The 24,866-nt window shown below is 73.1% G+C and carries 25 protein-coding genes; 8 read left to right on the top strand and 17 right to left on the bottom strand.

Going from position 1 to position 24,866, the window contains the following annotated elements:
- Window positions 1–3: 3 nt before the first annotated feature.
- From OHT74_RS29555 to OHT74_RS29540, 4 genes are all read right to left on the bottom strand, one after another.
- Window positions 4–777 (bottom strand): hypothetical protein, encoded by a 774-nt coding sequence (locus OHT74_RS29555; protein ID WP_328621866.1) that lies wholly within the window; start codon window positions 775–777, stop codon window positions 4–6.
- A 98-nt stretch (window positions 778–875) separates the two neighbouring features.
- On the bottom strand, window positions 876–1,751 hold the full coding sequence (locus OHT74_RS29550; protein ID WP_267000186.1) for a S1 family peptidase: 876 nt from the start codon (window positions 1,749–1,751) through the stop codon (window positions 876–878).
- Between the two features lie 148 nt (window positions 1,752–1,899).
- Entirely contained in the window at window positions 1,900–2,721 is an 822-nt protein-coding gene (locus tag OHT74_RS29545; RefSeq protein ID WP_328621865.1) for a DUF1684 domain-containing protein, read from the bottom strand.
- A 78-nt stretch (window positions 2,722–2,799) separates the two neighbouring features.
- The gene (locus OHT74_RS29540) at window positions 2,800–4,098 is read right to left on the bottom strand and encodes a DUF5685 family protein (protein WP_328621864.1); all 1,299 of its coding nucleotides are present in this window, start codon (window positions 4,096–4,098) and stop codon (window positions 2,800–2,802) included.
- A gap of 282 nt (window positions 4,099–4,380) precedes the next feature.
- Between OHT74_RS29540 and OHT74_RS29535 the strand changes: the two genes are divergently transcribed.
- Window positions 4,381–4,830 carry a cell division protein SepF gene (locus OHT74_RS29535; RefSeq protein ID WP_266668435.1) on the top strand — a complete coding sequence of 150 codons (450 nt, stop codon included), beginning with the start codon at window positions 4,381–4,383 and terminating at the stop codon, window positions 4,828–4,830.
- 9 nt (window positions 4,831–4,839) lie between these two features.
- Here OHT74_RS29535 and OHT74_RS29530 read toward each other — a convergent pair whose 3' ends face one another.
- Together OHT74_RS29530 and OHT74_RS29525 are read right to left on the bottom strand one after the other, a co-directional pair.
- Complete coding sequence (locus tag OHT74_RS29530) at window positions 4,840–6,009, bottom strand: acyl-CoA dehydrogenase family protein (protein ID WP_328621863.1); 1,170 nt, start codon at window positions 6,007–6,009, stop codon at window positions 4,840–4,842.
- A 118-nt stretch (window positions 6,010–6,127) separates the two neighbouring features.
- Window positions 6,128–7,783 carry an MFS transporter gene (locus OHT74_RS29525; RefSeq protein ID WP_328621862.1) on the bottom strand — a complete coding sequence of 552 codons (1,656 nt, stop codon included), beginning with the start codon at window positions 7,781–7,783 and terminating at the stop codon, window positions 6,128–6,130.
- Window positions 7,784–8,101: 318 nt separating this feature from the next.
- On the opposite strand from OHT74_RS29525, the gene OHT74_RS29520 reads away from it, so the two are divergent.
- Window positions 8,102–9,217, top strand: coding sequence for a hypothetical protein (locus tag OHT74_RS29520; RefSeq protein WP_443047592.1), 1,116 nt, complete (start codon window positions 8,102–8,104; stop codon window positions 9,215–9,217).
- A 285-nt stretch (window positions 9,218–9,502) separates the two neighbouring features.
- The gene (locus OHT74_RS29515; protein ID WP_328621860.1) at window positions 9,503–10,579 is read left to right on the top strand and encodes a phosphatase PAP2 family protein; all 1,077 of its coding nucleotides are present in this window, start codon (window positions 9,503–9,505) and stop codon (window positions 10,577–10,579) included.
- Window positions 10,580–10,963: 384 nt separating this feature from the next.
- Here OHT74_RS29515 and OHT74_RS29510 read toward each other — a convergent pair whose 3' ends face one another.
- On the bottom strand, window positions 10,964–11,929 hold the full coding sequence (locus OHT74_RS29510) for a helix-turn-helix transcriptional regulator (protein WP_328621859.1): 966 nt from the start codon (window positions 11,927–11,929) through the stop codon (window positions 10,964–10,966).
- 69 nt (window positions 11,930–11,998) lie between these two features.
- Entirely contained in the window at window positions 11,999–12,802 is an 804-nt protein-coding gene (locus OHT74_RS29505) for a LysM peptidoglycan-binding domain-containing protein (protein WP_443047591.1), read from the bottom strand.
- A 298-nt stretch (window positions 12,803–13,100) separates the two neighbouring features.
- Here OHT74_RS29505 and OHT74_RS29500 point away from each other — a divergent pair, with 298 nt between their 5' ends.
- A complete protein-coding gene (locus OHT74_RS29500; RefSeq protein ID WP_266668424.1) occupies window positions 13,101–13,910 on the top strand; it encodes a hypothetical protein in 810 nt (269 codons plus the stop codon).
- Window positions 13,911–14,109: 199 nt separating this feature from the next.
- Window positions 14,110–14,580: a hypothetical protein gene (locus tag OHT74_RS29495; protein ID WP_328621858.1), complete on the top strand. Its 471-nt coding sequence runs from the start codon at window positions 14,110–14,112 to the stop codon at window positions 14,578–14,580.
- A gap of 16 nt (window positions 14,581–14,596) precedes the next feature.
- Here the strand turns inward: OHT74_RS29495 and der are convergent, their stop codons facing one another.
- The 4 genes from der to OHT74_RS29475 form a co-directional block, all read right to left on the bottom strand.
- Entirely contained in the window at window positions 14,597–16,057 is a 1,461-nt protein-coding gene (gene der / locus OHT74_RS29490) for a ribosome biogenesis GTPase Der (RefSeq protein WP_266668421.1), read from the bottom strand.
- A 75-nt stretch (window positions 16,058–16,132) separates the two neighbouring features.
- Window positions 16,133–16,720: a lysophospholipid acyltransferase family protein gene (locus tag OHT74_RS29485; RefSeq protein WP_266673171.1), complete on the bottom strand. Its 588-nt coding sequence runs from the start codon at window positions 16,718–16,720 to the stop codon at window positions 16,133–16,135.
- 56 nt (window positions 16,721–16,776) lie between these two features.
- Window positions 16,777–17,475 (bottom strand): (d)CMP kinase, encoded by a 699-nt coding sequence (gene cmk / locus OHT74_RS29480; RefSeq protein ID WP_328621857.1) that lies wholly within the window; start codon window positions 17,473–17,475, stop codon window positions 16,777–16,779.
- A 116-nt stretch (window positions 17,476–17,591) separates the two neighbouring features.
- Complete coding sequence (locus OHT74_RS29475) at window positions 17,592–18,680, bottom strand: prephenate dehydrogenase (RefSeq protein WP_133898438.1); 1,089 nt, start codon at window positions 18,678–18,680, stop codon at window positions 17,592–17,594.
- A 213-nt stretch (window positions 18,681–18,893) separates the two neighbouring features.
- Here OHT74_RS29475 and OHT74_RS29470 point away from each other — a divergent pair, with 213 nt between their 5' ends.
- From OHT74_RS29470 to OHT74_RS29460, 3 genes are all read left to right on the top strand, one after another.
- Window positions 18,894–19,235, top strand: a complete 342-nt coding sequence (locus OHT74_RS29470; protein WP_266668415.1) for a DUF952 domain-containing protein — start codon at window positions 18,894–18,896, stop codon at window positions 19,233–19,235.
- 117 nt (window positions 19,236–19,352) lie between these two features.
- Window positions 19,353–19,814: a Rieske (2Fe-2S) protein gene (locus OHT74_RS29465; protein WP_266668414.1), complete on the top strand. Its 462-nt coding sequence runs from the start codon at window positions 19,353–19,355 to the stop codon at window positions 19,812–19,814.
- A gap of 28 nt (window positions 19,815–19,842) precedes the next feature.
- Window positions 19,843–20,550 carry a nucleotidyltransferase domain-containing protein gene (locus OHT74_RS29460; protein WP_328621856.1) on the top strand — a complete coding sequence of 236 codons (708 nt, stop codon included), beginning with the start codon at window positions 19,843–19,845 and terminating at the stop codon, window positions 20,548–20,550.
- Here OHT74_RS29460 and OHT74_RS29455 read toward each other — a convergent pair.
- The 5 genes from OHT74_RS29455 to pnuC are packed head-to-tail and all read right to left on the bottom strand — an operon-like array spanning window position 20,539 to window position 24,774.
- A complete protein-coding gene (locus OHT74_RS29455; protein WP_328621855.1) occupies window positions 20,539–21,297 on the bottom strand; it encodes a nucleotidyltransferase domain-containing protein in 759 nt (252 codons plus the stop codon). The two genes, OHT74_RS29460 and OHT74_RS29455, sit on opposite strands and share 12 nt — an antisense overlap.
- A gap of 3 nt (window positions 21,298–21,300) precedes the next feature.
- Window positions 21,301–22,335 carry an ADP-ribosylglycohydrolase family protein gene (locus tag OHT74_RS29450; RefSeq protein WP_328621854.1) on the bottom strand — a complete coding sequence of 345 codons (1,035 nt, stop codon included), beginning with the start codon at window positions 22,333–22,335 and terminating at the stop codon, window positions 21,301–21,303.
- Window positions 22,332–23,120, bottom strand: coding sequence for an NUDIX hydrolase (locus OHT74_RS29445; protein ID WP_443047590.1), 789 nt, complete (start codon window positions 23,118–23,120; stop codon window positions 22,332–22,334). Before OHT74_RS29445 ends, OHT74_RS29450 begins: the two co-directional genes overlap by 4 nt.
- Window positions 23,084–24,181 carry an AAA family ATPase gene (locus tag OHT74_RS29440; RefSeq protein WP_328621852.1) on the bottom strand — a complete coding sequence of 366 codons (1,098 nt, stop codon included), beginning with the start codon at window positions 24,179–24,181 and terminating at the stop codon, window positions 23,084–23,086. The genes OHT74_RS29445 and OHT74_RS29440 overlap by 37 nt, the downstream gene beginning before the upstream one ends.
- Window positions 24,178–24,774: a nicotinamide riboside transporter PnuC gene (gene pnuC, locus OHT74_RS29435; RefSeq protein ID WP_328621851.1), complete on the bottom strand. Its 597-nt coding sequence runs from the start codon at window positions 24,772–24,774 to the stop codon at window positions 24,178–24,180. Before pnuC ends, OHT74_RS29440 begins: the two co-directional genes overlap by 4 nt.
- Window positions 24,775–24,866: the final 92 nt, after the last annotated feature.

The following is a 24,866-nucleotide window of genomic DNA, read 5'->3' as shown; positions in this document are numbered from 1 at the left end:
GGGTCATTCGGCGGGCGTCCCGGTCCGCGGTACGGGCACGGGCGGGGTCACGCGGGGCCGCTCCACGGGCGCGGCCACCGACTCCCGGGCTCCCTTGAGGCAGTCGATGATCCGCTCGTGCATGTCCCCGACGCTGTCCACGACCTGGATGCGCAGGTGGAACGCCCGCACCTCGTCGATGAACCGCTTCGAGAACACCCCCACCCGTATGGTTTCGTACGTACCGGTCGCCACCAGCGGGAATCCCGCCCCGAGCGTGATGAGGCCGAAGTCCGCCGCAGGCCGCAGCCCCACCGCGCCCAGCCGCTCACCGGCCTCGCGCAGGCTCATCCACGCCTCCTCGGGAATCGGCCCGTCGTGCGGATCGCCGTCCATCACCAGGAAGTAGTCGGCGCGGTGCAGCCCCGCGTTGTGCTGGCCGCCGTTGAGGATGCCCGTGACCCATGCCTTCGACTCGCCCGGCAGCTCCCCCGCCACGTACTCGGAGCGCCACCCCAGCACCGGCCGTACCGTACGGGCGTACTGGGCGCGGGCGAGCACGGCGCCGGCTGCCACGGCCAGCAGGCTGGCCAGGGGTTCCTCGGGCATCAGCTGGAGCCGCCAGGGCCAGTGGGTGCGGGCCGCCTCGGACAGGTTGCCGCGGACGACCTCCCAGACGAGGACGGCGACGAGCAGGCACAGCAGCACCAGAGGCGCGGTGAACAGCCAGGGATTGCGCCGGATGCGTCGCTGCGCGTCGGAAACGGGACCGCCCCGGCCGGATGGTGCACTGCTCATGAGCGCCGCCTCACTCCCTCAATCACGGACCCCCGCCCGGCAGTTCGGGCGGGGGCTCATGATTGTGCCGGGTCCGGGCGGGCTGCACCCGCCCACCGTCAGTACACGCTCACGCCATAGGCGTTGAGGGCCTCGACGACGGGCTGGAAGAAGGTGGTTCCGCCCGAGGAGCAGTCGCCGCTGCCGCCCGAGGTGAGGCCGATCGCGCGGGTGCCGGAGTAGAGCGGGCCGCCGCTGTCGCCGGGTTCGGCGCAGACGTTGGTGCGGATCATGCCGTAGACGATGTCGCCGCCGCCGTAGTTGACGGTGGCGTTGAGGCCGGTCACCGAGCCGCCGTGGGTGCCGGTGGTGGAGCCGCGCCGGGTCACGGACATCCCGACGGTGGCGTTGGCGGCGCTGGTGATGTCCTGGCTGCCGACGGTGCCCGAGTGGGCCAGGGCGGTGTTGTCGTAGCGGACGAGGCCGTAGTCGTTGTTCGGGAAGCTCGAGCCCACGGTCGCGCCGATCGTGGTGGTGTGCGAGGAGTTGGTCCACCAGGTGCCGGCGCCGTCGGTGCAGTGCCCGGCGGTCAGCACGTAGTACGTGTTCCCGCTGCGCACGTTGAAGCCGAGCGAGCAGCGCCAACCGGAGGTGTAGATGGCGTCGCCGCCGGAGGTCAGCTTGCGCAGCTTGCCGGGGGTCCGCTCGATGCGCAGGGCCGCGGCGTCGGCTCCGGCCTCGGTACGGATCCTGGCGAGGTCCGCGGCGGTGACGGTGGAGTCGGCGGTGACCACGAGGGTCCCGCTGGCGGGGTCGGTGTACCAGGCGGTGCCGGCGACGTCGGCGCGCTGGACGGAGGCGCCGGCCGCAGCGAGCCGTGCTGCGCTGAAGCCGCTGTCCGCGCTCGCCGCGGTGGGGGCGGCGAGCCCGGCGACGGCTGCCAGGCCTGCGGCCACGGCGAGCAGCCGGGTACGGGTGATGCTCTTGATCCTCACTTCTCGTCCTCCCGGGAGGGATCGGGGGCCCGGCGGACAGTGGGGGGCGCCGGAGCCCGTGAGGCGCAGCCGGGGGTACGGCGGGCGCACAGGATTTCGTCGTGCCCCTGACAAGCCCCCGGAAGGCGCTGTCGGGAGTGTCTCGGCGTCAGATTCGGGCGGCAAGGGCATCTTTCAGCCTCCGCTCGCCGGCCGCGACCTCGAAGGGCAGGGTGTTCCCAGGTGGCGGGAACGGGCAGATGAAGTGGTCCGCGAAGGCGCAGGGCGGCAGCACGGTCCGGTTGAAGTCGACGGTGATCGAGCCGTCCACCGGGTCCGGAACTCCCGGCCTGAGGAAGCGGAAGCGGTAGCTGGAGCTCCCCCTGGTGGCATCGCCGATCACGGCCCAGAGGCTGCCGTCGTCCTCGTCGACGGCGACCTGGAGGGTGCGTTCGGCGCCCCGGTACGCGAAGCTCAGCTCACCGCCGAGGCCGAACCCGCGCGCCCGCCCGTCGGCGTTCGCCACCTGGACGATCCGGTCCTCGCCGTACGGCCGGAAGCGCCCCGGCAGCACGAAGTCCGGGTCGTACGCGGTGGCCTCGATACCGGCGAAGGCCCGGCGTGCCGCGGAGGCGGGGTCGAAGACCCGTACCGCCCACTCCCCCTCGCGCCGGATCACCGTGATCCGGACGTCCCGGGCAGCGGCGATCCGGGAGTGCGCGGGCGGGGCCTCGTCGGCGGCCAGGACCGCGTCACCGTTGAAGGGCTCGCCGTCGAGGCTGAGACCGTCCTCGGCGGAGGCGGTCAGCGCCACCCCGCCCTCGGTGGCGCGCCAGCGCCCCGGAACGGCCGGAATTCGACCTTCCGGGTGATCGGAGAGCCAGTGGGTGCCGATGAGGGAGAGGGGGCCGTAGGGGGCGGACACGGAAGCCACCCGATGCTCGTGCCATTTCCGCCAGGCTGTCTTCGGATCATCTGCGTCATCGCTCATGCCGCTCACCCCTTCCACACGGGCCCGGACGGGAACCTCCCTGTACGCCGTCCGGCCCCGTGCGCGGCTGACGGGGGCTCAGCAGTCGCAGCCGCAGTCACAGCTGCAGCAGTCGCAGCACCCGCTGCAGTCGGGGCAGCCGTCACAGCCGTCACAGCCGTCGCACCACGCGTCCCGCTTCTTGCGGGACCACGGACCCTCGTGGTCGGTGCAGCACAGCTGGCAGGTGCAGAACAGCCCGAGGGCCACCGCGCAGCCGGCGAGCAGCCCGCGGCGCGGCTTCTGCGGGGGCAGGCCGCCGCCGGGACCCATGGGCGGTCCGGGCATCCAGGGGCCGCCGGGGCCGCCCGCGCCGCCGCCGTACGGATTCCCGCCGTACGGATTCCCGCCCTGTCCGCCCTGGCCGCCCTGGCCGCCGTACGGGGTGCCGCCGTACGGGGCGCCCTGGCCCGGGCCGTGGCCCTGCGGCGGCGCCCCGTACCCGCCCTGCCCCGCGGCGTTCATCCCCACGTGTCCGCAGCCCGTGACCCCGAAGGCCCGGTCCACCGAGGTCTTCAGCTCGTGCACGAGCAGCCGGTGGGCCAGCCCGGCGTCCGCGAACTCGACCTCGCGCAGCGCCAGCCTGATGCCGTGCAGCGCGTCGTCGGCCAGCCGCCGGGCCTCTGTGAGGGAGGTCCCGGTGGCCGTCAGCGGGTTCCAGGCGCCCGCCGCGGCGTCCGCGGCCTGGTCCTCGACGGCGTCCAACAGGTGCGCGAGGCGCCCGAAGTAGCGGCCCGCCTCGGCGAGCGCGGGCGCGTTGCCCGGCCGTCCGGCGAGCTGCGCGGTATGGGCGAAGGCGGCGGCCGTCGCGGTCTCCGTGGGCTCGGTCACCACGAGCACCGGCGTGCCGGGGCCGGCCAGCGTCTCGATGCCGGCCTGCCGGTCCACGGCGTCGACGAGGACCGCAGTGTCGAAGCCGAGCGAGGCCCCGGTGCGGGCGCCGGCCCGGTCCCAGCCGCGGGCCACCCTGCGCGCCGCGGCGGCAATGGGCGCGCGGGCCAACAGCCCGTCCCGGTCCGCCACGTGGTCCCGTACCTTCGCCGAGGCGAGCACGAGCGAGACGGCGGCCGCGAGCCGCGCACCCTCACCGTTGGCCACCGCGGCGGTGCGCATCCCGCGCAGCGGACAGGGGCCGGCGGTGCGCCGCGAGCCGGGCGCCGGTCCGGACTGAGCCTCCGTCAGAACGGAGACGAGCAGCCCGTCGTAGTTGGTCACGATCCGGGCGAACTGTCCGTGGTCCCCGCGAAGTGCCAGGCACAGCCCGCAGAGATGGGCCATCCACTCGGTCTTGAAGCGCTCCCCCAGCCGGTGCGTGCAGGGTCTGACTATGCCGAACAAACCGGTCCCCCGTGTGTCATACGCGTGCGTGATGCGCATCGTATCGAGCCGGATCGTTCACTCGTACGCCCCCATCGATCACCCACACGGCGGCAGCAGTCGTATTTTCACTCAGTCAGCAGTGGTACCCGCCAGGAACCTTGACGGTGCAACGGATGTTCTGCACCAGTACCGTCACGAAACCCCTGCGCGGCGGCTATCCACTTGGCGCGTTGTCAGCATCATGGACGACCATAGGGGCAGCGGAGAGAAGACAACCGACTGCGGTGAAAGGAGGCGTCCATGGGTTCGGTACGCAAGGCGAGTGCCTGGTTGGGTCTCGTGGAGGACAGCGACGACGAGCGTTACTACGACGACGACTACGCGGAGGCCGCGCAGGGTTCCGTCTCGGGCCCCGGCGACCAGTGGGTCACCGACCCCCGGGTCAAGGTCGCGTCGGAGTCGGCCGTCGAGCACGGCCGGCGCATCGCGACGGTCACCCCGGACGGCTTCCGTGACGCGCGCGGCATCGGCGAACTGTTCCGCGAGGGCGTCCCGGTGATCGTGAACCTGTCGTCCATGGACCCGGCCGACGCCAAGCGCGTGGTCGACTTCGCGGCCGGCCTGACCTTCGGCCTGCGCGGTTCGATCGAGCGGGTGGCGACCAGGGTCTTCCTGCTGACCCCGGCCGACACCCAGGTCGTGAGCGGCGAGAGCGCCGGCCGCTCGCGCGACTTCTTCAACCAGAGCTGAGCAGGGCCCTCACCGGAAGGCGTCGAGCCCGGTGAGCGCCTTGCCCAGCACCAACTGGTGCATCTCGACGGTGCCCTCGTAGGTGAGCACCGACTCGAGGTTCGTGGCGTGCCGCATGACGGGGTATTCGAGCGAGATCCCGTTGGCACCGAGGATGGTCCGCGCGGTGCGGCAGATCTCGATGGCCTCGCGGACGTTGTTGAGCTTCCCGAAACTGATCTGCTCCGGCCGCAGGGTGCCCGCGTCCATACGCCGTCCCAGGTGGTGGGCGAGCAGGATGCCCTTGTGGAGTTCCAGCGCCATGTCGGCGAGCTTCGCCTGGGTGAGCTGGAAGCCGCCGATGGGCTTGCCGAACTGCTCCCGCGTCCGCGCGTAGTCGAGCGCGGCCTCGAAGCTGGCGCGCGCCGCGCCCATGGCCCCCCAGATGATCCCGTACCGCGCGTGGCTGAGGCAGCCCAGCGGCCCCTTGAGCCCGGTGACCCCCGGAAGCACCGCATCGGCAGGCAGCCGCACGTCGTCCATCACGAGTTCGCTCGTCACGGATGCCCGGAGCGACCACTTGTGCTTGATCTCGGGCGCGGAGAAGCCGGCCGAGTCGGTGGGGACGGCGAACCCGCGGATCCCCCCATCGGTCTGCGCCCACACGACGGCCACGGCCGCGACGCTGCCGTTGGTGATCCACATCTTGCGCCCGTTGAGCACCCAGTCGGTGCCGTCGCGCTTGGCGTACGTCCGCATGGCGGCCGGATCGGAGCCGACGTCGGGCTCGGTCAGCCCGAAGCAGCCGATCAGCTCGCCCGCGGCCATGCCGGGGAGCCAGCGCTGCTTCTGCTCCTCGGAGCCGTACTTCCAGATCGCATACATGGCGAGCGAACCCTGCACCGAGACGAGGGACCGGATCCCGGAGTCGGCGGCCTCCAGCTCGAGGCAGGCGAGCCCGTACTGCACGGCGGAGGCCCCGGCGCAGCCGTACCCCTCGAGCGACATCCCGAGCGCCCCGAGCGCGCCGAGCTCTTTCGCCAGCTCCCGGATCCCGGGCAGCTCGCCGCTCTCGTACCAGTCGGCGATGTGCGGGAGCACGCGGTCGGCGGCCCAGCCGCGGACGGTGTCGCGGATGGCGAGGTCCTCGGGCGCGAGGAGCTCGTCGAGCCCGAGCGGATCGGTGGGTACGAAGGGCACGGCGCCTCCTGGTGCGGACCTGCGGTTCGAAACCTAGCGGTGCAAGTTTGTCCGCACGGCCGCCCGCGGTCCACCCCCGACCGGTCCTGCAGGCCGCAGGGCTGCCGCTGCGCGGGAGTCAGGCGGGGCGGACGGCCGGGTCGCGGTCCGTCGCCGGGGCGGCGATGCGCTGGGCATCGGGGCCCGCCTGGGCGGGGAGGCGCACGGGCTCGGCGTCGCACTCGGCAGAGTCCGCGCACTCCATGGCCCGCGGCAGCTTCAGCGCCATCACGGCCCCGGCCAGCAGCAGCCCCGCGCTGACGACGAGCGTGACGTGCAACCCGTGCACGAACGAGTGCCGCGCCGCCGCGTACAGCGACTCACCCGCGACGCCCCCGAGGGCCCCCGCGATCTGATAGGCCTCGCCCAGAGAATTCGCCGCCCCCGCCGCATCCGAGGCCGACACCCCCGGCACGTGCAGCAGCCTCGGCGCATAGGCCGCGTTCATGACACTGCCGAGCAGCGCGATGCCCATCCCCGCGCCCAGCTGGTACGAGGTCTCGCCTATGGAGGCCGCCCCGCCGGCCGTGGCCGCGGGCGCCTCGCTCAGCATCGACTCGTACGCCGCGAACAGCGTGGTCTGCAGCCCGAAGCCGAGCAGGATGAACCCGATCGTGAGGAGCACCGGCCGGTCGTGCTGCCCCATGAACGTCAGCAGCAGCACGGCGAACGCCGTCAGCACGAAGCCGAGCGACACCATCGTGCGCGGCCCGATCCGGGCCAGCGTGTACGACCCGGTGGCGCCTGCGGCCATCGCGGCGAAGGTGAGCGGCAGCAGCCGCAGCCCCGTCTGCAGCGGGCTGAGCTCCAGCACCAGCTGGAGGTACTGGACCGCGATCAGCTCCAGCCCGACCAGCGCCAGCATGGCGAGCACGATGCACCCGACGGACGTCGAGAAGGCGGCGCGCGAGAACATCCGCATGTCGATGAGCGGGTGCGTACGCCGCTTCTGCCGCCGTACGAACAGGATCAGCAGGACCGCACCCAGCAGCAGCGGCACCATCGCCTCGGCGTCCAGGAGCCGGCGCTCCGCGCCGATCCGCTTGACCCCGAGGACCACGCCGAGCACACCGCCGGCGGCCATCAGCGCACCGAGCACGTCCCAGGGCCCGTCGCAGGACCCCTTGGACTCGGGCAGCAGCCAGCGGCCGAGCGGCAGGATGAGGGCCATCAGCGGGATGTTGATCAGGAAGACCGAGCCCCACCAGAAGTGCTGGACCAGGAAGCCGCCGAGCACCGGCCCGCTGGCCGCGCCGATGGCGGCGACGGCGGTCCAGATGCCGATGGCGAGGGCCCGCTCGCGCCGGTCGGGGAAGACCTGCCGCAGGATCGACAGGGTGGCGGGCATGATCATCGCGCCGCCGACGCCGAGCAGGGCGCGGGCGGCGATCAGGACCTGGGCGTTGTCGGCGAGGGCCGCCAGGGCGGAGGCCGCACCGAAGAGCCCGTAGCCGAGCAGGAGTATCCGGCGGCGGCCGACCCGGTCGCCGAGGGTGCCGAAGAGGATCAGCAGGGCGGCGCAGACCAGCGGGTAGGCATCGACGATCCACAGGAGCTCGACCGCGCCGGGGCGCAGGTCCTCGGTGACGGAGGGGACGGCGACGTGCAGGATCGTCGCGTCGAGCGCGACGAGGACCAGGCTGACGCAGAGGACCGCGAGAACGAGCCAGCGGTTGGTCCCGCCGGAGGCGGCGTGCAGCCGCAGCCGGAAGGCGGCCGCGTTCGTCCCCGACATGCATGTACCTCCCAGATGATCGCTCGCACTCGGCGGACCAGCGCTTTGCGGAGCCACGGTGGTGGTGGGCACTGTGCGGCGTCCTACGGGGTCCGGCATCGACACGCGAGTGAAGCGTCAGCGTACGCGAGTTCGCTTGCCCGACACGTGGTCAAGCTCTCATAGCGGAGGAGCCCGCGGTGTGGTGTGCGCCACTCGGATCACCCCGCCCTCCCCCTCCTCCCCCGGTCCATCGCCGGGAGGTGCCCTCACCGCGTACACGCGCGGTCACGACCTGTGGTTCTGCGCCGACGGCATGCACCGGCGCCACCGATAATCATGCCCGTGGAAGATCTTGGATTTCGCCGGGCCGCGCCCGCCCTGGCCGTCTTCGCGGCGGTCCGGCTCCTCGGGCTGGCCGTGCTCGCGGCCTGGGGCGCGGCCGTCGGCAGCAGTCCGCACACGCTGCTGTCGGCGCGCTGGGACTCGCTCTGGTACGCCCGTATCGCCGCCGAGGGGTACGGGTACGAGGTGATGCTCCCGAACGGGGACGTGCACTCGAACCTGGCCTTCTTCCCGCTGCTTCCCTGGCTGGAGCGGCTGGTCGCGGCGCCGACCGGGCTGTCGTACGGCTCCGCGGGCCTGGTGGTCTCGGTGGTGGCCGGGCTCGCGGCGGCCTGGGGGGTCTTCGCGGTCGCGGACCTCCTCCACGGCCGCCGGGCCGGGGTGTACGCCGCCGGGGTCTGGGCCGCGCTGCCCGTGGGCGTCGTCCAGTCGATGGCGTACAGCGAGTCGCTGTTCACGGCACTGGCCGCCTGGGCGCTGTACGGCGCCCTGCGCGGCCGGTGGCTGACCGCCGGCCTCCTCGCGGCCGGGGCGGGGCTGACCCGCCCGGTCGGCGCCGCGGTGGTGGCGGCGGTGTGGGTGGCGGCCGTACTGGCCCATCGGCGCGGGGAGCGGTCCTGGCGGATGGCGGCCGGGATGCTGCTGGCCCCGATGGGGGCGGCCGCGTACGTGCTGTGGGTCGGGGCGCGCACCGGCGACGGGCTGCTCGGCTACCTGGACGTGCAGGGCGGCTGGGGCAACGGCTTCGACGGCGGCTGGGCCTTCGCCCGGTTCGTCGGGGCGAAGCTGGCCTCGTCCGCGTTCCTCGCCGGGGTCGGGCTGATCGCGGGCGTCGTGCTGGTGCTGTGGCTGTATGCCCTGTGCGTGCGGCAGCGCCAGCCGGCCGCGCTCCTCGTCTACTGCGGGATCGTCGTCGCGCTGGCGCTGTGCGCGTCGGGGTACTTCGGCTCCAAGCCCCGGCTGCTGCTGCCCGCGTTCCCGCTGCTGTTGCCGGCGGCGGTGGCACTGGCCCGGTGGCGGACCGGGCGGGCGGTCGCGGTGCTCGGCGCGGTGGCGCTGGCCTCGGCCGTGTACGGGGCCTTCTGGCTGAACGGCTCGGGACCCCCGTAGGGGCTCGGGCCGTTCCGGCCCCGTAGGGCCCGCGCGGTGCTCGCGGAGGGCCCGCATCACGGAATGGATCATTCCGATCCATCTTTGAGCAAAGTAATTGAGCGGCACCGATAAACCCCGGCTAAGTGTGCGAAACAATGGCCAGGCCAATGGATCGACGCGGCTCCAACTAATGCCTAAATCCGAGGAATTAAGCCGCGCGTGAGACCAACTCCACATCACATGGTCATCACAAAGCCTGCGATTCGACCGGGCCGCCCATCGGCGCGCGGTAACGTCGATTGAGTGCGTACCGACCAAATCCTGACCCGTCTGGAGCGGGTGTTCGCCCGGCTGGACCGGGAACCAGAGCGACCGGCTCATCTGCAAACACCGCAGATGAGCCGGCACCGCGTCGTGCTCCTCGGATCGACCCTCGCGTTCTACCTCGCGATCGTGGTGGCCGTCCTGACCACGTCCTGGCTCGTCCGCCTGGACTGGCAGGTCATGTTCTTCCGGCCCTACGAGCAGTGGCCGCAGCTGCACGCCTTCCTCGACTACCTCGTGGTCCTGGGCCAGCGCGGACCCACCGCGGTCATGGTCGCCGCATGGCTCGGCTGGCGCTCCTGGCGGCAGCACACCCTGCGCCCGCTGATCACCCTCGGCGTGGCGCTGCTCCTGCTCAACATCACCGTCGGCGCCGTCAAGCTCGGCCTCGGCCGGCTCGGGCCGCACTACGCCACGCAGATCGGGTCCGCCGAGCTCTTCGCCGGCGGCGATATATTTCCTTCCGGCCACACCGCCAATGCCGTCGTGACCTGGGGAATCCTGGCCTACCTGGCCTCGACGACGGTCACCCGGCGGGTGCTGTCCGTGGTGTCCGCGGTCGTCTCGCTGAGCGTCGGCGCCACCACCGTGTACCTCGGCACCCACTGGGTCAGCGACGTGCTGCTCGGCTGGTCCGCAGGTCTGCTGATCATGCTGGCGCTGCCCTGGTTCGAGCCGCTGATCGCCGGGGCCGAGGCCCGCGTCTTCGCGCTGCGGGAACGGCTGCGCCGCCGGCTGGAGACCGGCAGCGTGCCCGTACCGGTCGCCACCGTGCTCACCCCGATGCTCTCCGCGGGCGGCAAGTGGCAGCTCCGGCTCGCCACCGATGCCGTCGGCCCGCAGGAGCCCGCCACCGCGTCCGCCCCCGCGACCGTGCAGGCGGCGGCCGGCCAGGCGCACGCCCCGGCGCCCCGGCCCGCCGCGCACGTCTCCGGCCGGCCGCACCTGATCCGGTCCGAGCGGACCCCGGTCACGCCGGCCGGCAGCCGCCGCCCGGCGCACACCGAGCGGCCCGCCGCGGGACGCGCCGCGGCCCGTCCGGCCACCGGCGGCTGAGCCACCCCCGTACGGGACTTCGCGGGACGGTACGCACCACCTCACCCCGCACCACTTCACCCCGCACCACCGAGGCGGGCCGGGTCATCACCCGGCCCGCCTCGGCCATTCCGGTGGTCCGCGCCGTACGGATGACCGGAACGTCAGCTCCGCGCCCGGACGTTCGTCCGTACCGGGTCACGCTTGTGTCACGGAATGTCGACAGTCCTTTGACGGGGGCGGCTTCATCCGGAGAGCGGCGGAAGAGAGCGCGCGCCATTCTTTTTCCGGTGCGCGAGATGCCCTCCGCACATCCTGTTTCGCATTCCGCCCGAGAGCCCCGGAATTCCCCCGGAGATTGCCGCGGTGCACCCTGCGCGGCCATGTGAACACCCCTCAGTTTCCTTACATCTTCTCCACGGCTCGCCCGAGAAGGTCCCGGGCCGCTCTGATGCGGTCCGTCAGCTCCGGCGGCTCGAGCACCTCGAACTCACAGCCGAGCAGCATGACGTGAATGACGAGTACGTCGAGGCTCACGGCCCCGGTGCGCAGCAGGCAGCTCTCGGCGTCGACCGGCTCCAGGACCCCGTCGCTCGGCCCGACGATCCGGGCCGCCGCCTCCGCCGGCATCTTCAGCCGCAGCACCGCCCTGGCCGCGTACGCAGCCTGCGCCACGCCGCGCGACACGTACGCGGCGAGATCCTCGGCGGGGGCCGGGCGCGGGGTGAAACGCGGTCCGTGCGGCGGTCTGGGCTCGATCCGGTCGGCGCGGAAGGTCCGCCAGGCCTCCCGGTCCACGTCCCAGGCGACCAGGTACCAGCGCCGCTCGGTGCACACCAGCCGGTGCGGCTCCACCACGCGGCGGCTGACGTTGCCCTCGTGGTCGCGGTACCCGAAGCGCAGCCGCTCGCTGTCCCGGCACGCGGCGGCGAGATCGGTCAGCACGGAGGGGTCGACGGTGGCCCGGGCCGGCCCGCGCAGCATCGGCACGGTGAACTCGTTGAGCGCCGACACCCGCCGCCGCAGCCGCCCCGGCAGCACCTGCTCGAGCTTGGCGAGCGCCCGTACGGAGGCCTCCCCGATCCCCTCGACGCCGTTCCCCGCGGCCGTCCGCAGGCCCACCGCGACGGCGACGGCCTCGTCGTCGTCGAGCAGCAGCGGCGGCAGCTCGGCCCCGGCGCCCAGCTGGTAGCCGCCGCCGGTGCCGGGGCTGGCGTTCACCGGATAGCCGAGCTCCCGGAGCCGGTCCACATCGCGCCGCACCGTCCTCGGGGTCACGCCGAGGCGCTGCGCGAGATCGGCGCCGGTCCATTCGCGGTGGGCCTGCAACAGGGACAGCAGGCGCAGCAGTCGTGCGGAGGTCTCCAGCATGCCGAGCAGTCTGCCGGTAGCCCGGCCGGCTTCCGAATCGCCCCCGCGGGCCGCCGGGCCGAAACCCCGTCAGGGAGCGGGTACGGCCGCCGGAGCCGGCGTACGCGTCGGGCCGGGGGTCGGTGTCGGCGCGGGGGCGGCCGGCTTGGCCACCGGAACAGCCGGTGGCTTCGGTACCACTGACGGCGCCGGGGTCGGGACCGGCACCGGGGTCGGGGTCGGGACCGGCGCCGGGACCGGGGCTGCCGGCGTCGTCGGGACCGGGACCGGGGCTGCCGGGGGCGAAGGCGGCAGCGCCAGCAGCGTGCCGGCCAACAGCGCCCGCGGCTTCGGCCCGATCACCGCCCGGTTCGCCTCGTACAGCGCCTTCCAGCCGCCCTTCACCCGGTACCGCCGGGCGATCCCGTCCAGCGTGTCCCCGGTCCGGACCGCGTGCATACGCCCCGCCAGCCCGTACCGCTTCGAGCACACCGGCCACGCGTCCCACCCCTGGGAGCCCAGCACGTCCTCCGCCACCCGGATCTGCTGCTCCCGGCTCGCCAGATCGGCCCGCGCCGCGAACGCGAGCCCCCCGTGGTCCTCCCACGTCGGCTGCCAGAACTGCAGGCCCCCGTAGAAGCCGTTGCCGGTGTTGACCGCCCAGCGCCCGCTGCTCTCGCAGTCGGCCACGCAGTCCCAGGGCCATTGCCCACCCGGCCCGCAGTCCCCCGGCCCGTTCCCGATGATCCCGGGCGAGCCGGGGTAGGCCGCCCCCGCGGGCCCGGGCGCAGGGGGCGGCGGGGCCGCGCCGGCCTCCGTCGGGAGTACAAGGACGAGAGCCAGCGCGGCGGCGGCAGCGGCCGATGCGGCCCGCCGGATCCGGAGGTCGGGCATCGCGTCACGCTACGCAGCGCCGCGCCGCCCGCCCGGGCCCGCCACGCGGCCCGTCCCGCGCCCCACCCGGTCGGCCGATCCGCCACCCCCTCCCGAAACGGCCAGGACCGGCCATCAACTGCGCACACCCAGACAACAGTTGGCAGGAAAACAAAGCCCCGGTCCGACCGTTCACCCCTCCGGGGGCCAGGTTCGATTCCGTTCCCTCCAACGGCGTGACCCCGGCAGCCGCTCGGCCGTTGAGCCCGGCGAGCCGGGAACCGCCCGGCCCCCGCTCGCCTAGTCCGAGGAGCCAGCCGTGCCCCGCATGCTCGACGTCAGTGATGAGGTACGTGCCGAGATCGGTGACGAAGAAGCCGAGAGGCTGCTCACCGGCGACGACGCACCGCGCAGCTACGACTGCACCTCCTGCCGCACTCCCGGGGACCCCGAGACCGACCGCACCAGCACGGTGCTGTTCGTCGGCGAGGAGACGGCCGTCCTCGCGTTCGCCCACGCGGGCTGCATCCCCTCGCAGGTGGTCACCGTCTCCGAGGAGCAGCTGCAGGGCGCGGTCCGCAGCATCACCGGCGACAGCCCCGCCTCCGGTGGATCCGCCGACGCAGGACCGCAGAACGTGCCCGGCGGCCAGGCCGTCCTCGGCATCACCAGCGGCCTGGTGCTGATCGGCGGCGAGCTGCACCCCGCCCTCGTGGTCGAGCCGACCGCCCCGATCGCCCGCCCCGGCACCACCGGCCCCGGCGACGACTTCCTGCCGCTCCTCATCGAGCAGGGGTTCATCCCGGTCACCGACACCGCCGAGGTGCCCTCCCCGCTCGCCGGCTGGTCGGTGCTGCTCGCCGCGGGCCTGCTGCACGCCGTGCTCCAGCCCGGCGCCGAGGGCGGCGGCCAGGTCGCCTGGTGGCAGGCGCACCAGCCGCTGTCGGTCACCGACGGCTGGCGGGCCGCCGTCAACAAGACCCAGCGCGTCCTCATCTACGCCGCCCCGGTCGGCTCCATCGGCCAGCAGCCCCGCGAGGACCTGCTCCGCGACGCGCTGGACAAGGCCGCCGCCGGCGGCAAGCTCGTGGCGGCCTCGATGCCGCTGGCAGGCACCCCCGGCGCCTGACGCCGGAAGGGATCCCGGAACGGCTGCGCCGCCCCTCCCACCAGGGGCGGCGCAGCCGCGTGCCGGTGGGGACACCCCCACCGGCCATCTGCGTTTTCTGCCCCCTCGCCCGCATCCGCAGGGCCCCGGGTTCGTTGGCTGATACGTGCATTCATACGACCCCTCCCGCGCCCCTGCCCACGCGAGCACCGTCTCCCCGATGCGCCACGCAAGGGACCGGGACAGCGCTCCGGCCGCCCTCTCGCACACCCCGATCTACGACACGCTGTACTCGGAGTACCTGCGTGCCTTCCGGGCCCTGCCGGGCGACCGCACGGGCGAGGAGGACCTCGGGTTCACGGCGTTCTCGTACGGCGGCTCGTACATGGGCGGTGGCAGCGCGTACAGCACCGCCGTCAGCGTCACCGCCGGCGGCAGTGGCTCCGCGTACGGGGGCGGCTCGTACGCAAGCGGCTGGAACGGTTCCGCATGGCAGACGGACCCGTGGCCGGCCGCGTACGCCCAGGCGCCGCAGCCCTCGTACGCGTACGCCGGGTCCTCCGCGGCCGACGGCAGCGACCACGGCGGCTCCTCCGGCACCGGCTCCGCATACAGCGGCGGGCGGCAGCACCAGACCGGAATGCACCACATCCCGGCGGCCCTGCCGCCCGCTCCGCGCCGGGGCTACTGACCCCGGACCGCCGCTGCTACTTCTTCTTGTACTGCGCGCCGCGCTTCTCGCGCACGCGCACGGAGATGTGGATCGGCGTCCCCTCGAAGCCGAACTCCTCGCGCAGGCGGCGCTCGATGAAGCGCCGGTAGCCGTGCTCCAGGAAGCCGGAGGCGAAGAGGACGAACCGCGGCGGCTTGCTCCCCGCCTGGGTGCCGAACAGGATGCGGGGCTGCTTGCCGCCGCGGATCGGGTGCGGGTGGGCCGCGACGACCTCGCCGAGGAAGGCGTTCAGCCGGCCGGTCGGGACGCGCGTCTCCCAGCCCGCGAGGGCCGTCTCGATCGCGGGGACCAGCTTCTCCATGTGGCGGCCGGTGAGCGCCGAGACGTTGACGCGGGGCGCCCAGGCGACCTGCTGCATCTCGGTCTCGATCTCGCGCTCGAGGTAGTAGCGGCGCTCCTCGTCGAGCTCGTCCCACTTGTTGTACGCGATCACGATGGCGCGCCCGGAGTCGACGGCCATGGTGATGATGCGCTGGTCCTGGACGCTGATCGTCTCGGTGGTGTCGATCAGGATGACCGCGACCTCCGCCTTCTCGACGGCGGCGGCCGTGCGCAGCGAGGCGTAGTAGTCGGCGCCCTGCTGGAGGTGCACCTTCTTGCGGATGCCCGCGGTGTCCACGAACTTCCAGGTGACGCCGCCGAGCTGGATCAGCTCGTCGACCGGGTCGCGGGTGGTGCCGGCCAGCTCGTTGACGACGACCCGGTCCTCCTTCGCGACCTTGTTGAGCAGCGAGGACTTGCCGACGTTCGGGCGCCCGATGAGCGCGATGCGCCGGGGCCCGCCCACCGGGGCGCCGCCGAAGGTCTGCTCGGGCGCCTCGGGCAGGGCCTCGAGGACGGCGTCGAGCATGTCGCCCGTACCGCGGCCGTGCAGCGAGGAGACGGGGTGCGGCTGGCCGAGGCCCAGGGACCACAGGGAGGCCGCGTCGGACTCGCCGCTCTGGCCGTCGACCTTGTTCGCGCACAGGACGACGGGCTTGCCGGCCCGGCGCAGCAGCTTGACGACGGCCTCGTCGCTGTCGGTGGCGCCGACCTTGGCGTCGACGACGAAGACGACCGCGTCGGCGGTCTCGATGGCGTACTCGGCCTGGGCGGCGACGGCGGCGTCGATGCCGAGGACGTCCTGCTCCCAGCCGCCGGTGTCGACGACCTTGAACCGGCGGCCGGCCCACTCGGCCTCGTACGTGACGCGGTCGCGGGTGACGCCCGGCTTGTCCTCGACGACCGCCTCGCGGCGGCCGATGATGCGGTTCACCAGGGTCGACTTGCCGACATTGGGGCGGCCGACGACGGCGAGCACGGGCAGCGGCCCGTGGCCGGCCTCCGCGATCGCGCCCTCGACGTCCTCTACGTCGAAGCCTTCCTCCGCGGCGAGCTCCATGAACTCCGCGTACTCGGCATCGCCGAGCGCTCCGTGGTCGTGCTGGTCGTTCATGAAGTCCGTTCCTCGTCGTTCGTGGTGGTCGGTGGTGCCCGCGCAGCGCGGTTCCACTACTAGGTCAAGTCTCGCTCAGCGCCCGGTGAGGCGCTTGGCATCGGCCAGGTGGGCGCTCAGCCTGCTCTGGATGCGTACGGTGGCCTCGTCCAGGGCCGTACGGGTACGGCGGCCGGTGCCGTCGCCCGCGTCGAAGGCGGAGCCGAAGACGACGTCGACCCGGCTCTTGAACGGCGGCAGTCCGCGGACCAGCCGCCCTTGGCGCTCGGTGCTCCCCAGCACGGCCACGGGCACGACGGGCGCGCCGCTGCGGACGGCGAAGTACGCGAGCCCGGCGCGCAGCGAGGCGAAGTCGCCCTCGCCGCGGGTGCCCTCGGGGAAGATCCCCAGGGCGCCGCCGTTCTCGAGCACCGCGAGCGCTTTGGTGATCGCGCCCCGGTCCGCGCCCGTACGGTCGACCTTGACCTGGCCGATCCCGTCCAGGAACGGGCCGAGCGGGCCGATGTACGCCTCCTTCTTGATGAGGAAGTGCAGCGGCCGCGGGGCGGTGCCCATGACCATGGGCCCGTCGAGGTTGTGCGCGTGATTCACGGCAAGGATGACAGGGCCCGAGGCGGGCACGCGCCAGGCGCCCAGTACGCGCGGCTTCCACAGCCCGTACATGAGGCCGATGCCGATCCGCCGACCGAGCGCCGCACCCTTGAGGGAGGGCGTTCCGCTCACGTGCGCGCCGCCCGCTTCTCCTCCACCAGCGTCACGACGCACTCGATCACCTGGTCGAGCGTGAGCTCGGTGGTGTCGACCTCGACGGCGTCGCCGGCCTTGGCCAGCGGGGAGGTCTTGCGACCCGAGTCGGCGGCGTCGCGCTTGATCAGTGCTTCCTTGGTGGCCGCGAGGTCCGAGGCCTCCTTGCCGCGCAGCTCACCGCTGCGGCGCGCGGCGCGGGCCTCGGGGGACGCGGTCAGGAAGATCTTGAGGTCGGCGTCGGGCAGGACGGTGGTGCCGATGTCCCGCCCCTCGACGACGATCCCGCCCTCGGCCGAGGCCGCGATGCTGCGCTGGAGCTCGGTGATCAGGGTGCGCACCTCGGGGACGGCGCTGACGGCGCTGACCTTGGAGGTGACTTCCTTCGTGCGGATCGGTCCGGAGGCGTCCAGGCCGTCGACCGTGATGGTCGGCGCGGCCGGGTCCGTACCGGAGACGATGCCGGGCTTGCCGGCGGCCACGGCGATGGCGTGCGGATCGTCGGTGTCGATCCCGTTGGTGATCATCCACCAGGTGATGGCCCGGTACTGGGCACCGGTGTCCAGGTAGCGCAGCCCGAGCTTGGCGGCCACGGCCTTGGAGGTGCTGGACTTGCCCGTGCCGGAGGGACCGTCGATGGCGACGATCACGGCGGACGGAGCTGCGGTTTCCACGGTGCGGGCACCTTCCTGGTTGCGCGTACGTGTCCGGGCGCGCCAAAGCGCCCCTCACCAAGGTTACCGGCCCCCGGCACCGGCGCCGCCCAGTACCGGGGAGGCGGCCCGCGGGACTACTGCTGGCGCAGGGCCCAGCCCCGTTCCCGCAGCTCCGCGGTGAGGGCGGCGGCGGCCCTCGGGTCGACCATCAGCTGTACGAGACCGGCCTGCTGGCCCGTGGCGTGCTCGATCCGCACGTCCTCGATGTTGACCCCGGCCCGCCCGGCGTCGGCGAAGATCCGCGCGAGCTCGCCCGGCTGGTCGCTGATCAGTACGGCGACCGTCTCGTACGCGATGGGCGCCGCGCCGTGCTTGCCCGGCACCCGCACCCGGCCCGCGTTGCCCCGCTTCAGGACGTCCTCGATGCCGGCGGCGCCGCCGCGGCGCTTCTCGACGTCCGCCGACTGGAGCCCGCGCAGCGCGTCGACCGTCGCCTCCAGGTCGGACGCGATCCCGGCGAGGACGTCGGCCACCGGGCCCGGGTTCGCCGAGAGGATCTCCACCCACATCCGCGGATCGGAGGCGGCGATCCGCGTCACGTCCCGGATCCCCTGCCCGCACAGCCGTACCGCCGTCTCGTCGGCCTCCTCGAGGCGCGCCGCGACCATGCTGGACACCAGCTGCGGGGTGTGCGAGACGAGCGCCACCGCCCGGTCGTGCGCGTCGGCGTCCATGACCACCGGTACGGCCTTGCACAGGGCCACCAGCTCGAGTGCCAGGTTGAGCACCTCGTGGTCGGTGTCCCGGGTCGGGGTCAGCACCCAGGGCCGGCCCTCGAAGAGGTCGGCCGTCGCGGCCAGCGGCCCCGACTGCTCCTTGCCCGCCATCGGGTGGGTCCCGATGTACGCGGTGACGTCCACGCCCAGGGCAGCCAGCTCCCGGCGCGGCCCGCCCTTGACGCTGGCCACGTCCACGTAGGCGCGGGCCACACCGCGGCCGATCGCCTCGGCCAGGGTCGCGGCCACGTGGGCCGGCGGTACGGCGACGATCGCGAGGTCGACCTGGCCGTCGGGGGCCTCGTCGGTGCCGGCGCCGAGCGCGGCGGCCGTACGGGCCTGGGCCGGATCGTGGTCGGCGAGGTGGACGGTGATGCCGCGGGCGGCCAGGGCGAGCGCCGCGGAGGTGCCGATCAGTCCGGTTCCGATGACGACGGCGGTTCTCACGGGGCGCTCCAGGGATGCGGGTGCGGGTGCGTAGCGGGTAACGGGTAACGGGTAACGGCAAGTCAGGGCCAGCGTAGCCAGCGCACACGGCACGAGGGCCCGGCAGCCCGTCATGTGGGACGGCGGCCGGGCCTCGGCGCTGATGTCACCCGATCCGTCCCAATACGCCACTCGGTGCAAGCAGCCGGCCAGCGCTGCGGTAGAACCGTCGGCATGATCTTCCACATCGTTCCGCTCGCCGACTGGACCGCCGCGCCCGAGCTTCCGTACGCCCCCTCCTCGCTCGACTCGGAGGGCTTCGTGCACTGCTCGGCGGACCGCCCCACGGTGCTCGAGATCGCGGACGCGCACTACCGCGAGGTACCGGGTCCACTGCTTGCCGTCGAGCTCGACGAGCGGGCCCTGACCTCGGAGGTCCGCCGCGAGGGTGAATCCGGTGGCCGCTACCCGCACGTCCACGGCCCGCTGGACCGGGCGGCCGTGGTCCGCGTCTGGGAGGTCGTCCGTACGCCGGGCGGCCCGGCGGAACTGACCCCGTGGGGGCAGGGCTCCTAGGCGGTCTCTTCCGGATCAGGCCCGACCCGGCGGCGCGGGGGCTTCTCCTGCGGCGCGGGACGCGCCAGGATGCTGCTCGCCATCCCCCCATCCCGGACCGGATCGAGGAGCAACCCCATGAGCGACCCCACGCCGACAGCCCGCCGCACGGTACTGGCGGCAGGAGCCGCCGCGCTGGCCGGCGGCACGCTCACCGCGTGCGGCGGCGAGGAGAAGAACCCGAAGAGCGAGCCGGGCAGCGCCTCCACCCCTCAGGCGGCGCAGTCCCCCTCGTCCGGGACGGGTGCGGGCAAGGCCCTGCTGAAGTCCTCTGCCGTGCCGGTGGGCGGCGGCACGATCCTCAAGGAGGAGAAGCTGGTCGTCACCCAGCCCACGGCCGGGTCCTTCCGCTGCTTCACGGCGGTGTGCACGCACCAGGGCTGCATCGTGAACAAGGTGGAGGCCGGAACCATCGACTGCCCCTGCCACGGCAGCAAGTTCGAGATCGCGGACGGCGCCGTGGCCCACGGCCCGGCCACCCGCCCCCTGGCGGAGAAGAAGATCACGGTGGCCCCGGACGGCAATATCTCGCTCGCGTAGCGCGGCCGCGCCCGCCTACGCTCCCCGGATGAACGAGCCGACGACGCCCGCGGAAGCCCTGAACCTCACCCTGGTACGCGACCACACGGTCTACGCGTGCGTCATGGGCTCCAGGGCGTTCGGCCTGGCGACGGAGGCGAGCGACACCGACCGGCGCGGCGTCTACCTGGCGCCGACCCCCCTCTTCTGGCGCTTCGAGAAGCCACCGACGCATGTGGAGGGCCCGCGGGAGGAGGAGTTCTCCTGGGAGCTGGAACGCTTCTGCGAACTCGCCCTGCGCGCCAACCCGAACATCCTGGAGTGCCTGCACTCCCCGCTGGTGGAACGGCTGACCCCGGTGGGCGAGGAACTCCTCTCCCTCCGGGAGGCGTTCCTCTCCCGCCGGGCCCACACCACGTTCACCCGGTACGCGGCGTCCCAGCACGCCAAACTCGTCGCGGACGTCCGCATCCATGGCGCCCCGCGCTGGAAGCACGCCATGCACCTGCTGCGCCTGCTCCTGTCCTGCCGCGACCTCCTGCGCACGGGCCGCCTGACGATCGACGCCACCGAGCACCGCGACCGCCTCCTGGCGGTCAAACGCGGCGAACTCACCTGGCCCGAGGTCGACACGTGGATGACCCGCCTGACGACGGAGTCGGAAACGGCCCTTCGCACGACCCCCCTCCCCGAAGCCCCGGACCTGGCCCGAGTGGAGGATTTCCTGGTCCGCACCCGCCGGATGTCAGCCGTCTAGCCTCCGGCGCCGGATGACGAGGTCGCCGAGCGCGTCGTACGCCGACACCTGCGTCGGCAGTGCGGACGCGCCCTGCGCCGCCTCCAGGACAGCGTGCAACGCCTCGAAGTCCTGCCGGACGCGGGATCCGTCCGTGCCGGCGGCCGGGCCGTGCTCGGCCGCGACCTTGGCCTCGATCAGGTCGGTCAGGTACGCCGGGGACTCTCGTACGTCGCCCAGCAGGGTCGGCAGATGAGCCTGGATCTCGCCGGCGCGCATCAGGTGGATGCCGGTCAGCAGCGCGCGGAAGGCATAGAGCAGCGGCTTGAGTTCACCGGTCTTCCCGAAGAGGCTCCACTGGGTGTTCGCGAAGCCCCGGTAGTGGTGGGCGTGGTGGGAGGTCAGCACGCCCGGGGCCAGTGCGATCAGTTCCTCGTGCGCCGGTGTCGTGTGGACCACCAGCGGGGACAGCAGCTGCTCCAGGACGTAGCCGTTGCGGTTCAGCATCAGCCGGACGAACTTGCGCAGGTCGTGTGTGACGAGGTCCATCTCCACGTCGTCCCGGTCCCACATCCGGGTCCGGGTCTCCTCCGGCTCGCGCAGGCCGAGCAGGGCCGGCGCCGGCAGGAGGTGGGCACCGCGCAGGTCGATGTCCGAGTCCCGGGAGGGGAAGCCGTACAGGTGGGCGCCCGAGACCGTGGCGAAGAGCAGCGGGTCGGGCTGCTCCGCCACCACGGGGGTCAGGTCGATACTCAGTGCATCCAGCATGGATCAAGCATCCCAGAGGGCGCCGAAGGCCAGGAGTTCGTCCCGGTATTCGATGCGGGACTCCCAGTCCGACGGCCAGACGTCCGGGCCCAGGTGGGCGCCGGCGAAGGCGCCGGCCAGGCAGGCGATCGAGTCCGAGTCGCCCCTCGTGCAGGCTGCGCGGCGCAGGGCCGTCAGGGGGGCCTCCGGGAAGAGGAGGAAGCACTGGAGGGCCGTGGCCAGGGCTTCTTCCGCGATCCAGCCGTCGCCCGTCGTCAGGCACGGGTCCGTTTCCGGGGACGGGGTGCGCAGGGCCGCCGTCAGGCGGTCCAGGACCGACATGCACTCGTCCCAGCCGCGGGCGATGAAGGATTCCGGCGTCGCGTCCGAGGCCGTGCGCATCCACAAGTCGCCCAGCCAGCGCTCGTGGTAGTGCGTGCGCTGGTCCAGGGCGTACGAGCGGAGTTGGCCGACCAGGCCCGTCACCTCGGCGCCCTGCGCGAGGAGGTACACCGCCCGGGCCGTGAGGTCCGAGGCAGCCAGGGCCGTGGGGTGGCCGTGGGTCAGGGCCGACTGGAGCTGGGCGGCGCCGGCCCGCTCCTCCTCCGTCCAGCCGGGGACCAGGCCCACCGGGACCACCCGCATGTTCGCCCCGCAGCCCTTCGAGCCGGTCTGGCTCGCGTCCCGCCAGTCCCGGGAAGGGTCGTTCAGCAGATTGCACGCCCGCAGGCAGGTGTTGCCGGGCGCCCTGTTGTTCTCCGGGGAGAGGTACCAGTCGACGAACTCCTCCCGGACCGGGCGGGCCAGGCGGAGCGGGCCCACCCGGCCGCGCTCCCCCGCCGTCCGTATGCCGCGCGCCAGGGCCAGCGTCATCTGGGTGTCGTCCGTGACGATCGCCGGGCTCGGCAGCCGCATCTCGCGCCACGGACCGGTCTTCGCCAGGATCGACGGGACGTCGTTGAACTCCGTCGGGAAGCCCAGCGCATCGCCGAGGGCGAGGCCGATCAGAGCCCCCGTCGCCGGCCGCTTCTTCGAAGTCGGAGTCGGAGTCAGACTCATTTCTGGTGTCCTTCCGTGGGGCGGAGCAGCGGCGGATGCAAGGCGGTCGCCCGGCCCGCCCGGTACAGCGCGGCCGGTTTGCCGCGGCCTCCGGTCAGCCGGGCGGCTCCCGGCACGGCCTCGACGAAGCCGGGCGTCGCCAGGACCTTGCGGCGGAAATTGGGGCGGTCCAGGGTGGTGCCCCAGACGGTTTCGTAGACGGACTGGAGCTCCCCGAGGGTGAATTCGGGCGGGCAGAACCCCGTGGCCAGGCAGGTGTACTCGAGCTTCGCGCCGACCCGGGACCGGGCGTCCGCCAGGATCAGCGCGTGGTCGAAGGCCAGGTGCTCCCCAGCCTCCCCAGCCTCCCCGGCCTCCCCCACCGGCACCCAGCGAGCCTGCGCCGCATCCCCGCCGCCCTCCGCCGCCGGCTCCGGCATGTCCGGGACCAGGGCGGTGAAGGCCACCGAGACCACCCGCATCCGGGGATCGCGGTCCGGATCGCTGTACGTGCGCAGCTGCTCCAGGTGCAGCGCGCCGACGACCGCCTCAGGCAGGCCGGTCTCCTCGGCCAGTTCCCGGCGGGCCGCCGTCTCCGCGGACTCCCTCGGCAGGACAAAGCCGCCGGGGAGCGCCCAGGCCCCCTCGTACGGCTCCTGCCCGCGCCGGATCAGCAGGACGTGCAGCGCCCCGCCCCGTACCGTGAACACCGCCAGGTCCACCGTCACCGCGAACGGCTCGAATGCGTGCGGGTCGTAGGCCGCCGTCGTCATCGGTGCTCCGGCAGGGGGTCCGCGAACTGCCATCCCCCGGCCAGCAGTGCGTCGACCGCCGCCACGGCCGTCGCCAGTCGCGCCTCGCGGTCCCCGCTCACGGTCAGGAAACGCCTGCCCGTGCGCGTGAGTTCCTCGCGGAAGCGGTCCGTCATCCACGGCCTCAGGTGCTCGCCGTCGCGCAGCCCGTCGTCCTCGAACGGCACGTCCGCGTGGTCCGTGAGGAGGTACAGGTCCCGGTGCGTCAGCGCGGCGATCTGCTCGACCTCCTCGTTCCGGCCGCCCATGTACCGCTCGTGCCAGATGCCGGTCGCGAAGGAGTCGGTGTCGCAGATCAGCACCGGCGAGCCCGTCCGGGCCGCCCGCTCCTCCTCCGCGTCCTGCCGCCGCGCGATCACCGGGAACTCCGCGGCGGTGAACGACACGTCCTCCCAGGTCGCCGCCGGGTCCGCCGTACGCGCCGCCGCCAGCTTCTCCTCGCTGTACGTGCGCCCGTACTCCGCGACCCAGCCCGTCCAGGCCCAGACCCCGCCGCGCGCCCGGTAGTGGGCCGCGAGCGCCCGCGACAGGGTCGTCGTACCGGTCGACTCGGCGCCGAGTACGACGATCCGCCGGGTCAGGGCGGCCCGTACGCCCGGCCCCAGGAACTCCCAGTTCCCGACCGGGTCCGCCCGTACCGCCGTGCCGGAGACGGGGAAGCGGGTGCGCCCCGGGTCCACGCAGACCTCCTCGGCGCCGAACCGCCGGGCGAGCTCGCTCCCGTACTCCTCCGAGGTGAAGACGGCGTCGACCGGCCGGGGCACCGCGCCACGGAAGACCGCCATGTGCGCCTCCCAGACCGCCGGGTCGTGCAGGTCGACCGGGATGTCGTCGACCGCGCCGACGACCTCCGCCCCCGGGTGCGCCTCGCGCATCCAGGCCACCCGGTCGGCGAGCGGGACCGACTCCACCGAGGCGGCGCACACCAGCACGGTCAGCCGCTCGCACTGCTCCTGGGCGGTGCGCACGAGGTGGTGGTGACCGGCGTGCGGCGGGTAGAACTTGCCCAGCACCAGCCCGTGCCCGAAGCGCTTCGTCCCGTTCGCGCCGCTCATGCCGCCGCCTCCGCCGCCGTACGGGCGCCCCGCGCCGGCAGCGTGCGGCGCCAGCCGAGCAGGCCGACCACGCAGAGCGCGAGGAAGCCGACGTACAGGGCCGAGGTCAGGTACAGCCCCTTGTAGGCGTAGAGCGGGATGTACACGAGGTCGGCGGCGATCCACAGCCACCACGACTCGACGAGCTTGCGGCACTGGCCGTACGTGGCCATGAGCGAGAGCCCGGTGGTCAGCGCGTCCCAGAACGGGACGGTGGAGTCGGTGACCCGGCTGAGCAGGAGCGTGAGCCCGAGCACCCCCACCGCCCCCGCCGCGGCCAGTACGGCCCATTCGGTGCGCGTGGTGCGGCGCACCGGCAGGGCCTCTGCGGATCCTGGTCCACCCCCGTGGGTCCAGGACCACCAGCCGTACGCGGCGAGGGCGATGAAGACGATCTGGAGCCCGGCGTCGGCGTACAGGCCGGACCGGGCGAAGAGCACGATGAAGAAGACGTTGTTGGCGATGCCGATGGGCCAGTTCGCGACGTGCTGCCGGGCGACGAGCCAGACGCACAGGGCCCCGGTGGCGAACCCCAGGATTTCGGTCCAGCTCATGACGGCCGACCCCCTCGTTCTTTAATAGTCATATTGACTATAAACACGGGGGGTGGTTCCTGACAAGCGAAAAGCCCGCAGTGCCACGGGGC

This window comes from Streptomyces sp. NBC_00354 (assembly GCF_036106915.1).
Taxonomy (GTDB): Bacteria; Actinomycetota; Actinomycetes; order Streptomycetales; family Streptomycetaceae; genus Streptomyces.
The sequence above is the reverse complement of the archived record's forward strand: the minus strand, read 5'-3'. Positions and strand labels throughout refer to the sequence as shown.

Bases quoted from the DNA above. Each gene is read 5' to 3' on its own strand.
- OHT74_RS29555 (WP_328621866.1), bottom strand. From the start codon at position 777: ATGAGCAGTGCACCATCCGGCCGGGGCGGTCCCGTTTCCGACGCGCAG.
- OHT74_RS29545 (WP_328621865.1), bottom strand. From the start codon at position 2,721: ATGAGCGATGACGCAGATGATCCGAAGACAGCCTGGCGGAAATGGCAC.
- OHT74_RS29535 (WP_266668435.1), top strand. From the start codon at position 4,381: ATGGGTTCGGTACGCAAGGCGAGTGCCTGGTTGGGTCTCGTGGAGGAC.
- OHT74_RS29525 (WP_328621862.1), bottom strand. From the start codon at position 7,783: ATGTCGGGGACGAACGCGGCCGCCTTCCGGCTGCGGCTGCACGCCGCC.
- OHT74_RS29520 (WP_443047592.1), top strand. From the start codon at position 8,102: ATGCCCGTGGAAGATCTTGGATTTCGCCGGGCCGCGCCCGCCCTGGCC.
- OHT74_RS29510 (WP_328621859.1), bottom strand. From the start codon at position 11,929: ATGCTGGAGACCTCCGCACGACTGCTGCGCCTGCTGTCCCTGTTGCAG.
- OHT74_RS29505 (WP_443047591.1), bottom strand. From the start codon at position 12,802: ATGCCCGACCTCCGGATCCGGCGGGCCGCATCGGCCGCTGCCGCCGCC.
- OHT74_RS29495 (WP_328621858.1), top strand. From the start codon at position 14,110: ATGCGCCACGCAAGGGACCGGGACAGCGCTCCGGCCGCCCTCTCGCAC.
- der (WP_266668421.1), bottom strand. From the start codon at position 16,057: ATGAACGACCAGCACGACCACGGAGCGCTCGGCGATGCCGAGTACGCG.
- OHT74_RS29485 (WP_266673171.1), bottom strand. From the start codon at position 16,720: ATGTACGGGCTGTGGAAGCCGCGCGTACTGGGCGCCTGGCGCGTGCCC.
- OHT74_RS29470 (WP_266668415.1), top strand. From the start codon at position 18,894: ATGATCTTCCACATCGTTCCGCTCGCCGACTGGACCGCCGCGCCCGAG.
- OHT74_RS29465 (WP_266668414.1), top strand. From the start codon at position 19,353: ATGAGCGACCCCACGCCGACAGCCCGCCGCACGGTACTGGCGGCAGGA.
- OHT74_RS29460 (WP_328621856.1), top strand. From the start codon at position 19,843: ATGAACGAGCCGACGACGCCCGCGGAAGCCCTGAACCTCACCCTGGTA.
- OHT74_RS29455 (WP_328621855.1), bottom strand. From the start codon at position 21,297: ATGCTGGATGCACTGAGTATCGACCTGACCCCCGTGGTGGCGGAGCAG.
- OHT74_RS29450 (WP_328621854.1), bottom strand. From the start codon at position 22,335: ATGAGTCTGACTCCGACTCCGACTTCGAAGAAGCGGCCGGCGACGGGG.
- OHT74_RS29445 (WP_443047590.1), bottom strand. From the start codon at position 23,120: ATGGCAGTTCGCGGACCCCCTGCCGGAGCACCGATGACGACGGCGGCC.
- OHT74_RS29440 (WP_328621852.1), bottom strand. From the start codon at position 24,181: ATGAGCGGCGCGAACGGGACGAAGCGCTTCGGGCACGGGCTGGTGCTG.
- pnuC (WP_328621851.1), bottom strand. From the start codon at position 24,774: ATGAGCTGGACCGAAATCCTGGGGTTCGCCACCGGGGCCCTGTGCGTC.